This is a genomic window from Terriglobia bacterium (assembly GCA_020072645.1).
Taxonomy (GTDB): domain Bacteria; phylum Acidobacteriota; class Terriglobia; order Terriglobales; family Acidobacteriaceae; genus Angelobacter.
The window spans coordinates 1-13539 of record JAIQGK010000029.1; the positions used below are offsets into that span (position 1 = coordinate 1).

The following is a 13539-nucleotide window of genomic DNA, read 5'->3' on the forward strand; positions in this document are numbered from 1 at the left end:
GCAATTTGCTGGAAACTCGGATGAAAATCACAGCCTATAATCTTCATTGGCGGCTCCTTTCGTTCCGAGTCTTGGTTTTCGTCAACTCAAGTTTACTCGGCACTCGTTAGGAGCCGTCGTTGTTATGAAATCAAGCCGAAGCGCAGCATTGTCTTAATTTCTCGATACTTACAGCGCGAAGGCGAAGGATCAGCTCCGCTGCTTTTAAGTGCAACCCTCATTCAGATCAGGATTGGTTTTGGATAGACGAGACGCTCGCTCTTGCCTCTGTCAAGAAAGCAAAAAATGAATAGCACATAACAGCGAGGGTTGGCGGCAATATTTGCAAAACCCAGAACTGGCGTAATCGTCAACCTTCAGAGTAGCGGAGCGATCCCTCAGCTTCGCCCGGAGCTTATGAAAGAACACCGCACTCTCGATGGCTCCGCTTCGGGATGGCGTCTTCTGATTAAGACGGAGGATAAAAACGGCAGGCAGCGCGGTTACCTACTTCCTTCTCGCCTTTATCATTGCATCCAGCACCGCATCCTCTACTCGCTCAGCTTTGAGCCGCGCCCGCCGTTCCGGCGTCAATTCAAAATTCACGCCATGCTGTCTCATGCGATCTATCAATTGTGCGGGGCTCACGCGATTCCCCAGCATCAACTCGATATCTTCAAAGCTAAGTGCGTCTGACTCTTTACGTTCAGCCTGGAGCCTCTTGGCAGTGGCCTCAACTTCACGCATCACGCGCATAAAGTTTCCGCCCAGAATCTTGAGGATCTGCTCACGCGTATAGCCACGCTGATATAAAGCTTGTGTGATCTTGGGCAAATCAGCCACGGAATCGATTCCGTCTGGAAGGGAAGTAACGCCGTCAAAATCCGATCCCAGTCCCACATGGTCAATCCCCGCAACTTTGGCGATGTGATCTATGTGGTCGATTAACGACTTCAGCGGCGGACGCGGAAACTGTGCCGCCCACTTCTTTTCAATGGCTGCCGTTTCGTCGTATGTCACCGGACTGCCATCGGGATGGGGATGAGCTTTCTTGTATGCTTCGACCTCGGCATCGCGCTGTTTAATCTTTTCAGGATCAGACGACGCCTTGCGGTAGTTCTCATCGATAAACGCGGAATAGAAATTCACCATGACCACGCCGCCGTTATTGGTCATGGCGCGGAGCATGTCGTCAGTCATGTTGCGCGGCTGGTTGGTCAGCTCGCGCGACGAAGAATGCGACGCGATCACCGGCGCCTGGCTGACCAGTAGTGCCTGATAAAACGTAGCATCGGAAACGTGGGAGATGTCCACGATCATGCCCAGCCGGTTCATCTCACGGACCACGTCTTTCCCAAAGTCCGTCATGCCGTTGTGGTGCTTGACGTTGGGATCCTGAATGTCGCCGGAGGAGTCGGCCCACTCATTGGTGTTCGACCATGTCAGCGTCATGTAGCGGACGCCCATGCGATAAAAATCGCGCAGCAGACGCATGTCATTTTCAATGGCATGGCCGCCTTCAATACCCATCAGCGCGGCGAATTTGTGCTGGTCGCGCGCGCGGGCGATATCGTCGGCAGAGAATGCCATTGTCATTTTGTCAGGATGCCGTGCTGCCTGCTGGTAAACGCTGTCAATCAGGTCCATGGCGCGTTGGCTGTAATGGCCCTTGAACTCCGGTTCTACCCAGATGGAGAAAAACTCCGCTCCCAGATTACCCTGCTTGATCTTGTCCAGATCGATGTGGCCTTCGGCTACGGGCGTGTTCTGGCCGAGATCGAAGTTTTCGTCCAGGAAGCGTTGAGGCGTGTCCGCGTGAGTATCTACGATGAGGGTAGACTGGTGGATGGCCGCGACGGGATCAGCCTTAGGCCGCAATGCACGAGCGGCCCTGGCAGGTTTTTTATGAGGAGCTGGATGTTGTGCGAGCGTTAAGCCTGAAAGCAGAAGAACACAGATCAGCGAATGTTTTAGGTTCATTCTCTGGCAATTTTATCAGCCAGTTGGTTCGCTTCACGCCATTCGGTATAGCGGTCTGAAACCATCACGTGGAAGCACGCCTGACGGCGCTCTTCCGCGGCTTCTACCAAGCCCTGATCGCGCAGGTTCTTCAGGTATTCTTCAATCCATGCATGCTGGGCGCGCGTCAGTCCGCGCTTGGCCAGGTCAATCGTGATGCCGGCCAGGTGAGAAGAGGCATGTTCGCCAACTTCCGGCGCCGCATTGCCATTGTGGCGGCGCAGCTTCTGCTGCTGCTCCATGGTGCGCACTGCGGAATTAACCTGTAGCGGCGTGCGAAATTCTTTGTAGTACGCTTCGCTCATGTCCTGGAGAAACTGATTGCACCAGGGACGGCAATATTTCTTGTCGGCCTGCAGGGACGGACTCACGTGCAATGCACGGGTTTCCTGGATCGGCACTAACTCCTGTGTGCGCTCGAGTTCAAGCAACTGGTCATTGTCCGCAATACGCGGAAGTTGCAAGCGATCAATTTCTTCATTCTGGCGGACCATGGAATCCATAGAGCCTTTCAGAACGGGGTTCCATGCCACGCGGCGAACGTGTCCGCGATGGTGACGGGTGGTGGTATAGCGGCTGGTGGCAAAAGCCGGCACTGTGGCGGCTAGCGCCATCAGGCAAATCGACGAAGTGATTAAGATCTTCTTAGCGCTCATCGGGTCCTGTTTCGGTGCAGATGTCAGACACTCCCAACATCGGCATTAGATGACAAATTTTAAACCAGAGCTGCCGCATCTGTACCCAGCTATTTACCTGAATTTTCACAAATTTACGGAACCCTGGACCATTTGCAAGCAGAGACTTTGGTAATCAACAGCTTAGGCTGTCTGACAAAATTTGCTAGTTTCCAGCCCTGTTCGCCTAAATTTTTTTTGATCGATGATCTGGCCTTCGAAACAGCCTAAAATGCGTCTCTATTTGAGACAAACCGCACATTTAACGAACGATCCTATCTCGCCGATTGGCGGATGGAGCACAAGTTGGCTGATGAATTTGGTTATGCCTTCAGCGCTTGTTCTGGACGAGGAAATATCATTGCAATGGGTCTCGCTTTTCCGCGCGGAGATGCCTCTTTGTATCCTCGCACCCACCTGATTTTCACTGATGCCATGCGTATACGCCAGCGTGAAACGATGTGTTATTCTCCGGCACTATCCCGATGATCGATGCCCAGCACATTCCAAGTCTTGCCATAGAAAGGCTACTACTACCATGAAGCTGAGATTCCTGATTTTGTTGTTGCTCGCCACTTCCGGAACCGCGGCCCTCGCCATGCAATCGGCTCCGGCTTTGCACCTGCACGCAATCCGTGTAAATCCTGAAGCACAGGCGGCGCAGAACCAGGCTGTGGATGCCCGCAAGCGACTCTTGCTTGTCAGTGAAAACGTGCAGAAGGCAATTGCAAAAGCGGAGACGGACAAGAGTCCAGCGGCCCAGGCAGATGCTGCCAAGGCACAGCAGCAGGTTGCTTCCGCGCAAAATGCCGCTGACGATGCACAGAAAAAGGCACGTGCAGTAGAGTCACAACCTGTGACGGCCCAGGACTGGAAGCAGATACAAAATGTATTGCAGACTTACAAAAACCGTTATGAGAGCAGCATGAACCATTACGGCGTGCTTGCCACAACGCTGCTTCTGGCTGGCATTGTGCTGGCCGCGGCTTCCGCTATTGCCGGATTCATGCGCAAAAGCATCGCCGCAGGTATCGTCTCGATTATTGTTACATGTGTGGTGGGCGTTCCCAAGGTCATTCCGATCAACCAGCGCGCTGACTATTACCGTGCCCTGTTCGGACAGAGTTCCGCGCTGCTTGTCCGATCACAGTTGCGGCTGCATCCTACGACCGCCGACTATAACGAATTTGTAGATGACATTAACGTGCTTTCAGACTATGAGACGAATAAATTTCCATCCGGCGGAGATGTAGCGGCAAACACAGAGAGCCTAATCAAGGACATTGCAGCAACATCAGTCGCGCAATAATTCTTTTTGACAGTTAGCCGCGGAAGAAATCTTTGATCGCCTGCTTCATGACCTCACGGCCTGTATCGGCAATGGCTTTGGTGAGCGGAATGTCTTTGGGGCACACCTCAACGCAGTTCTGGGCGAAGCCGCACTCCTGAATGCCGCCATCGCCCATCAACGCCTGCAGACGCTCGTGCTTGAGCGCTTTTCCAGTAGGATGCTGGTTGAACAGTCGAACTTGCGCGATGGTCGCGGCGCCAACAAAGCCGGTGCTCTCATTGAACTGAGGGCAAGCTTCCATACAGCAGCAGCAGGAAATGCACCGCGAGACTGGGTAGGCCTCTTCCTGTTCGGTGGGAGAGATACGCAGACCTGCCCCGAGATCATACGTGCCATCGATCGGCACCCAGGCTTTCACGGCTTTCAGGTTCTCAAAGATCACGCTGCGGTCAACGGCCAAATCGCGAACGACAGGGAACTTGCTGAAGGGTTCCAGGCGGATTGGCTGCTCCAGCTTATCGACCAGAGCCGAGCAAGCCATGCGCGCTTTGCCATTGATCAGCATGGCGCAGGACCCGCAGACTTCTTCCAAACAGTTGGAATCGTAAGCAATGGGTGTGGTGGTTTTGCCGTCACGCGTCACGGGATTGGCGGCGATTTCCATCATGGCAGAAATCACGTTCATCCCCGGCTTCCAGGTGAGCTCAAATTCTTCCCAGCGTGGGCTGGATTTGGGATTCTCCTGGCGTTTGATCTTGAGAATGACGGTCTTTGCGCCAGACTGGGTCATTATTGTTTTGTCTCCCGTAGCGAAATGAGCTTCAACGTGGTCATGAGTGCATTGAGAAATGTGATTCCCGCAAACGCGCCAAAAATCCAATCATGATGCACAATGGCCTGCCAAACCAGCACGCAGCCGATCACAAAGAACAGAATCGCGGCATTCTTGTAAAACTTCGGCGATGTACTGCGCTGTGGCTGATCCATTTTCAACATCCCGGGCGGAGCGAGCGATCCCTACCGGCTCTTGCATCCTCATTTCCCACACTTGTCGAACCCCGAACTATTCCAAGACCCTTCAGGCTAAAGGGTTCCCTCGCTTGCGCTTGGGATTTCACAACTACTTCGCCATGTCATACCGCCGCGGCCTTGGCGGCAGCAGAGAAATGTCCACTGGCTCAAATTCAAACCGGGGCTCGTCGGCATCGGGCGCAAAGTAAGCCTTGGTAGTCTTCAGGAAATTCTTGTCGTCGCGGTCAGGGAAGTCCGGCTTGTAGTGCGCGCCGCGTGATTCATTCCGCATGGCCGCTCCCTGCGCAATCACACGCGAGAGCTGCAGCATATTGTAGAGCTGCCGCGTAAAGACAAACGAAGTATTGGCCCACTGGCTCTTGTCGCTCAGGTTGATGTTGTTGAATCGTTCCAGGAACTCAACCAGCTTGGCGTCAGTCTGTTGCAGGTTTTTGTTGTAGCGGATGACGGTACAGTTGCGCGTCATCAGTTCGCCTAGTTCCCGCCACAGGCGGAACGGGTTCTCTGTGCCATTTGAAGTTAGTAGTGCTGCGTTGGCCTCTTCCTGACGCTTGCGTTCGGAATCAAATACCGTGCTGCTCACGCCATCAGCAGACTTGCTATTGTTCTTGGCGTACAGAATTGCTTGCGGGCCCGCCACGAAGCCTCCATAGATGCACGAAACCAGAGAGTTCGCTCCCAGCCGATTTGCACCGTGGTAACCGTATTCGCATTCGCCGGCGGCAAAGATGCCTTTGATGTTAGTGGCCTGATTGAAATCCACCCAAAGGCCGCCCATGGTGTAATGCATTCCGGGGAAAATCTTCATGGGGACGTCGCGGGGATCGTCGCCCACAAACTTCTCGTAAATTTCCAGAATGCCTTCAAGCTTGCGATTGAGTGTTTCACGATCAATGTGTGTTAGATCAAGATAGACCATCGGCTGGCCATCAATGCCAAGGTCGTGCTCGTACACAACTTTGTGAATCGCACGGGTAGCCACATCACGCGGGACCAAATTGCCGTATTTCGGATACCACTCTTCCAAAAAATACCAGCGCTCGGATTCAGGAATGCTCTTCCAGTCGCGCTTGTCGCCTTTGGTCTTTGGCACCCAGACCCGGCCGCCTTCACCGCGCGCCGACTCCGACATCAACCGCAGCTTGTCCTCGCCGGGAATTGACGTGGGATGAACCTGGATGAATTCACCGTTAGCGTAATAACAGCCCTGCTGGTACAGCGCGGACTGTGCCGATCCGGTGCAGACAACGGAGTTGGTCGATTTGCCAAAAATCGCCCCGATGCCGCCGGTTGCCATGATGATGGCGTCGGCAGGAAATGTGCAAACTTCCATGCTGCGCAGATCCATGGCGCAGATGCCACGGCAGACGCGATTCGTGTCCAGGACTGCGCTCAGGAACTCCCAATGCTCGTATTTAGTGACCTTGCCTTCGGCTTCATAGCGGCGAACCTGCTCGTCCAAGGCATAAAGAAGCTGCTGGCCCGTGGTAGCCCCGGCAAATGCCGTGCGATTGAAAAGAGTGCCGCCAAAGCGACGGAAATCCAGCAACCCCTCAGGCGTGCGGTTGAAAGTGACGCCCATACGGTCAAGCAAATCGATGATCGCTGGCGCAGCCTCGCACATGGCCTTCACCGGTGGTTGGTTCGCGAGGAAGTCTCCACCGTAAATAGTGTCGTCAAAGTGCTGCCAGGGCGTGTCGCCTTCTCCCTTAAGGTTCTTGGCGGCATTGATGCCGCCCTGCGCGCATACGGAATGCGATCGTTTGACCGGCACGATGGAAAACAAATCGACGTGACCGCCGGCTTCTGCAATCTTGATAGTCGCAGCCAGCCCTGCTAGCCCGCCGCCTACCACGATAATTTTTGGTGTCGTTGCCATAAATCTTTTTTAACCACAAAGGGCACGAAGGAATGTTTCCGCTTTGCTTCATTTTTCGTACGAGCTAAAAAGACGCTTGAAAGTTCAGAATCCAGAGTCAAAGATTCGCGACCGATTCATCCCTTCCTTTGTGTTCCTTCGTGTCCTTTGTGGTTCAGTTCCTAATGTCTGCTTTGCTCCGCGCTTTGCTGCGCTGGAAGTTCAGCCGGGGTGTTCTTCCACTGTGGCCGGAAAAATGCCGCCATGGTGACCCATCCGACGATAATCAAAGTGAGAGCAAGCACCGTGCATGCCCGGCCCATCCATTTGCGCGATCTCTCGCTCACGGTGATGCCCCATTTTGCGCAGAAAAGATATATGCCGTAAGCAAAGTGCCATGATGCGGCAATGATCCCAATCAGATAAAACACCCCTGCCCACCAATGCTGCAATTCCATTTGCACCTTGTGAAAGGCGGCGTCTGAATTCGTTAAAAGATGGATCCCCGTGAAACGCATTGTGTAGGTGTGCCACACGATGTAAACGAAAGCGATTGCGCCGGTCCAGCGCTGCGCGGCATACATGAAATTTCCCGCCCACGGATAATCGCTCACATTCGATTCACCGCGGAACCAGATGTAAAAGCCGTATAGAGCGTGATAAAGCAGCGGAATATAAATTCCGACTGTCTCCAATACGGGCACAAACGGTAACCCGGTGAGAAATTTCACCTGGTCGGCATACGCCTTTGGGCCATTGGTAGCAAATGCGTTTGAGATGAAATGCTCAAGCAGAAACGCGCCAACCGGGATGATCCCGCTTAACGAATGCAGGCGACGAAGGAGAAACGAGTGGCCTTTACCGGCACGAATCGGGGGGACTCCGCGCTCGACAGGCGAGGCAATGCTAGCCATGTACTGCTATGCTCCGATCAGATTGCTAGGCAAACTCTATATTATGAAACGTGAATTTGGCCGCGTCAAACTGTGAGCCTCATCACACCTCATCACTGATGAGAGGACGCAACGCGGGGGCAGCATTAGCTTTCGTAAAAAAACAAATTCGCGACGCTTTAAAACGCCGCGAAACTGCTTTCATTTGGCGACCAGTGTCTTCATCCTATCGGAACACCAAAAGTACAAGGCAGGTTCACCGGCTGCGTAGGAGGCGTGGGAGGGGTAGCCCACGGCCCAGTATCGGTAGTGAAATCGAAGAACTCGGTCATATCTGGCATGGAAAAGTCTCTCTTGGTAAGAGCGGGCAACTTAAACCGTGTTTCAATCAGCTTGAGCGCCGCGGTGTAATCCATCGGGGTGTGAGATACGAAATTCTTCTTGGAAAACGGCGAGATGACCATGAGCGGCACCCGGAAGCCGGTCAGGGTAAAGTCGCCCGGCTGGTTCGTTGCCGGCATAATTGGCGGTATACCGTCCGGACTGGGAACAGGAATTGGCGGAACGTGGTCGTACAGCCCCCCGCCTTCGTCAAACGTTTCAATCATGACAGTATCTTTCCACGATGGGCTGTTCATGAGTGCATTGATAAGTTTCGCGGCGAATTGCGCACCCAGTTGAACATTGCTTTTCGGGTGCTCATCGACGCCGCTGCTGCTGGTGTCATTCACCTCGATACCGGTTTCTATGTACGCAACCTGAGGCAGCGTGCCGTTTTTCACGTCAGAAAAATATTGGCTGAGCGGGACCACGTTCGCGTGGTGCGCGTTGAAATAAGAGAAATAAGAGAAGTACGTATGCCCATCCGTCGTATAGATCTTCCAGGAGATGTGGTTGTTGTCCATCACCTCAAAGATTGTTTTCGCCGTTATTTGCTGAAGCGGAGGCACCACAAGACCTTGCGAGGTGGCGGCCATCCAGTAAAAGCGGTTCGGATGCGTGCGCGTGGGAGCCGGAGAAAACCAACGGTCGGATGTCGCAAAATTCGATGCGATGAAGTAGTAAAAAGGCAGATTGCTGTCGTCGTAATAACCCATGGCGCGCTTGCCGGTGAAGTCCGTAAAATTCGGCACGCCGTTCATAAACTCATCATGCGCAAACTTTCCCTCTATGAAAGCATTGCCATTCATGGTGAAAGGACCGGAGAAGTTGAATATTCGGTGAGTTTCATTCCATGAAGGCGTCAGGTTTTCTGAACATGCGCTCTGCATGTGGAATGCTTTGATGGGCGGTCCTGCCTTTCCGGTATCTGGGTCATAGCTGGGAGTAGAGACGTTTGTCGGAGTCTTGTCCGTTCCGGAAGTCCATGTATCAACGTCCTGGGGCAGAGGCGGAGTCTGTTTTGCCCGGTATGCGTTCAATTGACCGAAGTAGGTATCGAAGGAGCGGTTCTCCTGCATGAAAAGCACAATGTGGTTAATTGAATTCAAGCTCCCCGGCGTAGGTGTGGGAGTTGGCGCGGGACCTCCGCCCAGCCCCTGGCACGCGGACATCAACAAAGAGAGAAGGACTACACAGCAAAATCCTGCAGCACGACGATACAACATGGAAACTCCTGGGCCCGAAGCCTGCGTGCAGACGCACGGAAGGCTATTAATCTGAGCATGTGATAGCTGCTGCTGGAAGCAGGTTGCCACAGCTGCTCTGACTCAGCAGTTCCCCTCTGAAATTAACGGTTTGGGCCCACGATGTTTGCTCTGTTCGACCGTTCACTCACTGCTGGGATTAAACTATGGGGTTCATCAACTTCGGCGGGAGGCATGTATGAATTCATTGCTCCAGGAACTCCGCTATGCTGCGCGGCAGTTGCGCAAGGCCCCGGGTTTTGCCGTGCTGGCGGTAATAACTTTGGCCCTTGGAATCGGAGCAAACACGGCCATGTTCACGGTAATTGAGAGCGTGCTCTTGCGGCCACTGCCTTACCAGCATTCTGATCGAATGGTCTACATTGGGCCGGCGGAGGGAGACAGCTTTCAATCCACTTCATGGGTCACCTACCGCGACGTTCGCGATCAAGCGCAAAAATTGGAAAGTGTCGCCCTGTTTTCAGAGGACGTAGGCGTGGTACAGGGTAAAGAAGGCTCAGTGAGTGTAGTTACACCCGGCATTACGCCGAATGCCTTTAAGCTGCTTGGCGTTCAGCCGCTTCTGGGCCGGACGTTTACCGAGGATGAAGGCCAGTCCGGCGGCCCGCAGGTAGTGCTTCTTTCTGAAGGACTATGGAAGCAAGCGTTCAATGCCGACCAGCAAATCGCGGGCAAGACAATTCGTGTCAATGGCAAAGCGCGGACTGTGGTGGGAGTGATGCCTGCGAGCTTTCATTTTCCGGAAATAATGGGACAGGACTTGCACAAAGGGTTGTGGTTACCAATTCAGCCGACAACTGAGATGCAAAAGGATCGAGGGAGTCACTTTTTTTATATCGTTGCAGGGCTGAAACCTGGCGTTGCAATGGGGCAAGCGAAAGCCGAGTTGGCTTCGATTGCGCAATACATCCATCAAACGGACCCAGAGAAGGGCAAAGATATTGCTTTTCGGATTGCCAGCTACCAGGAGATGCTGACGGGTTCAGTGCGCGACGTTTTGCTCGCTTTGGTCATTGCACTGGGTCTCGTTCTGTTGATCGCCTGCGGAAACGTGGCGAATCTCTTGATTGCGCGGTGTCTGGGCCGTCAGCAGGAGTTTGCTGTGCGCTCCGCGTTAGGAGCCGGGCAGTTCCGCCTAGTGCGTCAACTTTTTGTAGAAGGCGGACTATTGAGTATCCTGGGATGTGTTTTCGGACTGGGTATAGCGCGGCTTGCAATCAGCCTGATTCATAAATTGCCCCCCGACACAATCCCGCGCGATGAGACCATCGCGATCCATTGGCCGGTATTGCTGGCCCTTGCAGGAATCGCAACCCTTACCACCGTGTTGACCTCAGTTCTGCCTGCACTCTTTGTAGCTCGGACTGATCCCCAACCCGCGCTGCAGGCTGCGTCGCGGGGCCTGGGGTCGCGCTCCATCAGCTCGCGCGTAAGCGGCTGGCTGGTTGCGGCAGAAGTGGCCCTTTCAACTCTGTTGTTGATCGCCACCGGTCTGCTTTTTCACACGCTGTGGAACCTGGAGCACACCAAGCTGGGCTTTGATGTGACGCGCGTGACCACCTTCATGTCCATGCCGGCCGATGCCTCAGGTTTCGCAAATATGAGCGCGTCGAAGAGCAACGAGCCATCCTCAACCTCAGTGGCAACGCTCTTTTATCAGCCAGTCCTGGAACGGATGAGGCATGTGCCCGGGGTACAGGAAGCAGCGCTCATTACCTCTCCTCCTCTTTCCGGTATCGACATGAATACCAGCTTCGTCGTGGTTGGTCAGCCGAAAGACCCCGCACACGCTCTAGAGGCCAGGATTTCCGCAGTGAGTGAGGGATATGAACGGCTCATGGGAACGCCGGTTGTCCGTGGCAGGATGATCACCAATGACGACAGCGCAAATGCGCCCTACGTTATGGTGATCAATGAAACATTGGCGCGCAAGTATTTTGCGGGGAAAGACCCACTAGGACAACAAATAGACCTGGGCGGCGAAGACACTGGAGCTATTAAGCCATATACCATTGTCGGGATTGTTGGCGATCAGGTGGACAATGGCGTGTCACATCCGCCCAAGCCTCTGCTTCTAGTGCCATATGAACAGGTGCCAACCACTTCAATCTATTACCAGCTTCTGATCAAGACGATTGTCTTTTTCGCCGTAAAGACCCGCGGAAATATTGCCGTGGCGCCGGCAATGCGAGACGTTTTCCGGCAGACCGCTCCAGACTTCGCTCTGGATAATTTTCAAACCATGCAGCAGGCAGTGGATGGCAGCAATTTCAGCCAGCGGCTGGGACTCTACCTTACAGGCTCATTTGCCGGTATGGCCGTTCTGATGGTGATTGCAGGACTGTATGGAGTTCTGGCCCAGTTGGTGAGCTATCGCAGGCGCGAAATTGGCGTTCGGCTGGCATTGGGCTCCACGCGCGAAAAGATTCTTGGCATGTTCCTGAAACAAGGTTTGACGTTTGTCCTGGCTGGCCTGGTGCTGGGCGTCATATGCGCGTTGTGGGCAGGACGGTTGGTGAAAGCCTTCCTCTATCAAGTGAAGCCTCTGGATGCCTGGACCTATGCCGGCGTGGCGGTCGTGTTGATCGTGGTGGGGGCTTTGGCGGCAGCTATTCCAGCACGACGGGCTGCGGCGGTTGAACCAATTGAGGCCCTCAGGGACGAGTAAGTTCGTCAATTTTCCAGAGCCGATGTTGTGCTTTGGAACCGGGGTGGTACTCTATCCAGTCGAAAAGGAGAGTGCCATGCCTTCGATCAGTCGCTTGCGTGGTTTCAAGATTGTCGCATTTTCAGTGTTGCTTCTTTCTCTCATAGCGGTGCGTGCTTCGGTGCAGAATTCGCCGCTCGATAAACAGGTCAGCTCCGTGCTTCCAGAAGCGCAGAGTTTGCATCTGGATCTGCACCAGCATCCTGAACTTTCATCGCATGAGACGAGGACAGCCGCGGAGCTGGCGAACCGCTTGCGCACGCTAGGCTATGAAGTCACGGAACATGTGGGCGGGACCGGCGTCGTCGCCATCCTTAAGAATGGTCCCGGCCCAACCGTGATGCTGCGTACCGAGTTGGACGCGCTGCCTGTGGAAGAGAAAACGGGGCTGCCGTATGCCAGTAAAGTTCGCGCAAAAGATGACAGCGGACGCGACGTAGGCGTGATGCACGCTTGCGGGCATGATGTTCACATGGCGGCTTTGTTTGGGACCGCTTCCATCATGGTGCATAACAAGGATTCATGGCACGGAACGCTGATGCTGATTGGCCAGCCTGCGGAAGAAACCATTACCGGCGCAGACAAGATGATTAAAGACGGGCTTTTCACGCGCTTTCCAAAACCGGATGTCGGCATTGCGCTGCATGACACAAACAATCTTCCCGTCGGCAAGGTCGGGATCACTCCCGGCTATGCCAAGGCGGCGGCGGATTCCATTCGCATCACCGTTTACGGAAAGGGCGGACATGGAGCGCAGCCTCACACCACCATCGACCCTGTGCTGATCGCAGCTCGGATTGCCGTGACGGTGCAGTCGATTATTTCGCGGGAAATTAAGCCGGGCGACGCGGCAGTGATCACCATTGGCTACATTCAGGCAGGAACTAAAAACAACATCATTCCTGACGACGCGCAGATGGGATTCACTGTTCGTTCATTCAAACCTGAGGTGCGTCAGCACCTGCTGGCATCGATTGAACGCGTAGCCAAAGGTGAAGCCATGGCTGCCGGCGCCGAGAAGATGCCACTGGTGGAAAAATATGAATCGACAGGCGCTGTCTCTAACGATCCAGTGTTGACCAGGCATCTGGCGGCGACTCTGGAGGGTGTGCTGGGCAAGGGAAGTGTGGTGACGGAAGATCCGATCATGACATCAGAAGATTACGCATATTTTGTGGAGCAGGGAGTGCCATCGTTTTATTTCACGCTCGGCGTTGCCGATCCACAGAAGCTGGCGGAAGCCAAGTCAGCGGGCAAACAGTTGCCAAGCAATCACTCGCCACTGTTCGCTCCTGTTGCGGAACCGTCCATAAAAACTGGTATGACGGCCGAGGTTACGATTCTGCGCGATCTGTTGAAGGGAACGCCGGCGGACGTGAAGAAGTACACTCAGTCGGCCGCAGGGAATTAACTTTCCCGACGTCCCGAGCGGAGCGAGGG

The 13539-nt window shown here is 54.1% G+C and carries 10 protein-coding genes; 3 read left to right on the forward strand and 7 right to left on the reverse strand.

What is annotated here, in order from left to right; all coding sequences use genetic code 11:
- Nucleotides 1–486: 486 nt before the first annotated feature.
- The gene (locus tag LAO76_26605) at nucleotides 487–1959 is read right to left on the reverse strand and encodes a dipeptidase (GenBank protein MBZ5494511.1); all 1473 of its coding nucleotides are present in this window, start codon (nucleotides 1957–1959) and stop codon (nucleotides 487–489) included.
- Nucleotides 1956–2654 carry a DUF5715 family protein gene (locus LAO76_26610; protein MBZ5494512.1) on the reverse strand — a complete coding sequence of 233 codons (699 nt, stop codon included), beginning with the start codon at nucleotides 2652–2654 and terminating at the stop codon, nucleotides 1956–1958. The genes LAO76_26605 and LAO76_26610 overlap by 4 nt, the downstream gene beginning before the upstream one ends.
- 556 nt (nucleotides 2655–3210) lie before the next feature.
- On the opposite strand from LAO76_26610, the gene LAO76_26615 reads away from it, so the two are divergent.
- Nucleotides 3211–3981 (forward strand): hypothetical protein, encoded by a 771-nt coding sequence (locus LAO76_26615; protein MBZ5494513.1) that lies wholly within the window; start codon nucleotides 3211–3213, stop codon nucleotides 3979–3981.
- Between the two features lie 13 nt (nucleotides 3982–3994).
- On the opposite strand, the gene sdhB is transcribed toward LAO76_26615, so the two are convergent.
- From sdhB to LAO76_26640, 5 genes are all read right to left on the reverse strand, one after another.
- Nucleotides 3995–4753, reverse strand: coding sequence for a succinate dehydrogenase iron-sulfur subunit (gene sdhB, locus LAO76_26620; GenBank protein ID MBZ5494514.1), 759 nt, complete (start codon nucleotides 4751–4753; stop codon nucleotides 3995–3997).
- Nucleotides 4753–4950: a hypothetical protein gene (locus tag LAO76_26625; GenBank protein MBZ5494515.1), complete on the reverse strand. Its 198-nt coding sequence runs from the start codon at nucleotides 4948–4950 to the stop codon at nucleotides 4753–4755. The genes sdhB and LAO76_26625 overlap by 1 nt, the downstream gene beginning before the upstream one ends.
- 133 nt (nucleotides 4951–5083) lie before the next feature.
- A complete protein-coding gene (sdhA, locus tag LAO76_26630) occupies nucleotides 5084–6874 on the reverse strand; it encodes a succinate dehydrogenase flavoprotein subunit (GenBank protein ID MBZ5494516.1) in 1791 nt (596 codons plus the stop codon).
- Between the two features lie 161 nt (nucleotides 6875–7035).
- The gene (locus tag LAO76_26635) at nucleotides 7036–7767 is read right to left on the reverse strand and encodes a succinate dehydrogenase (protein ID MBZ5494517.1); all 732 of its coding nucleotides are present in this window, start codon (nucleotides 7765–7767) and stop codon (nucleotides 7036–7038) included.
- Between the two features lie 200 nt (nucleotides 7768–7967).
- Nucleotides 7968–9353 carry a hypothetical protein gene (locus LAO76_26640; protein ID MBZ5494518.1) on the reverse strand — a complete coding sequence of 462 codons (1386 nt, stop codon included), beginning with the start codon at nucleotides 9351–9353 and terminating at the stop codon, nucleotides 7968–7970.
- Between the two features lie 217 nt (nucleotides 9354–9570).
- On the opposite strand from LAO76_26640, the gene LAO76_26645 reads away from it, so the two are divergent.
- Together LAO76_26645 and LAO76_26650 are read left to right on the forward strand one after the other, a co-directional pair.
- On the forward strand, nucleotides 9571–12060 hold the full coding sequence (locus LAO76_26645) for an ABC transporter permease (GenBank protein MBZ5494519.1): 2490 nt from the start codon (nucleotides 9571–9573) through the stop codon (nucleotides 12058–12060).
- 76 nt (nucleotides 12061–12136) lie between these two features.
- Entirely contained in the window at nucleotides 12137–13510 is a 1374-nt protein-coding gene (locus tag LAO76_26650) for an amidohydrolase (GenBank protein MBZ5494520.1), read from the forward strand.
- Nucleotides 13511–13539: the final 29 nt, after the last annotated feature.

What these genes read in the sequence shown, in the direction of transcription:
- sdhA (MBZ5494516.1), bottom strand. Translation starts at nt 6,874, where the DNA reads ATGGCAACGACACCAAAAATTATCGTGGTAGGCGGCGGGCTAGCAGGG.
- LAO76_26640 (MBZ5494518.1), bottom strand. Translation starts at nt 9,353, where the DNA reads ATGTTGTATCGTCGTGCTGCAGGATTTTGCTGTGTAGTCCTTCTCTCT.
- LAO76_26650 (MBZ5494520.1), top strand. Translation starts at nt 12,137, where the DNA reads ATGCCTTCGATCAGTCGCTTGCGTGGTTTCAAGATTGTCGCATTTTCA.
- LAO76_26625 (MBZ5494515.1), bottom strand. Translation starts at nt 4,950, where the DNA reads ATGGATCAGCCACAGCGCAGTACATCGCCGAAGTTTTACAAGAATGCC.
- LAO76_26635 (MBZ5494517.1), bottom strand. Translation starts at nt 7,767, where the DNA reads ATGGCTAGCATTGCCTCGCCTGTCGAGCGCGGAGTCCCCCCGATTCGT.
- LAO76_26610 (MBZ5494512.1), bottom strand. Translation starts at nt 2,654, where the DNA reads ATGAGCGCTAAGAAGATCTTAATCACTTCGTCGATTTGCCTGATGGCG.
- LAO76_26615 (MBZ5494513.1), top strand. Translation starts at nt 3,211, where the DNA reads ATGAAGCTGAGATTCCTGATTTTGTTGTTGCTCGCCACTTCCGGAACC.
- LAO76_26605 (MBZ5494511.1), bottom strand. Translation starts at nt 1,959, where the DNA reads ATGAACCTAAAACATTCGCTGATCTGTGTTCTTCTGCTTTCAGGCTTA.
- LAO76_26645 (MBZ5494519.1), top strand. Translation starts at nt 9,571, where the DNA reads ATGAATTCATTGCTCCAGGAACTCCGCTATGCTGCGCGGCAGTTGCGC.
- sdhB (MBZ5494514.1), bottom strand. Translation starts at nt 4,753, where the DNA reads ATGACCCAGTCTGGCGCAAAGACCGTCATTCTCAAGATCAAACGCCAG.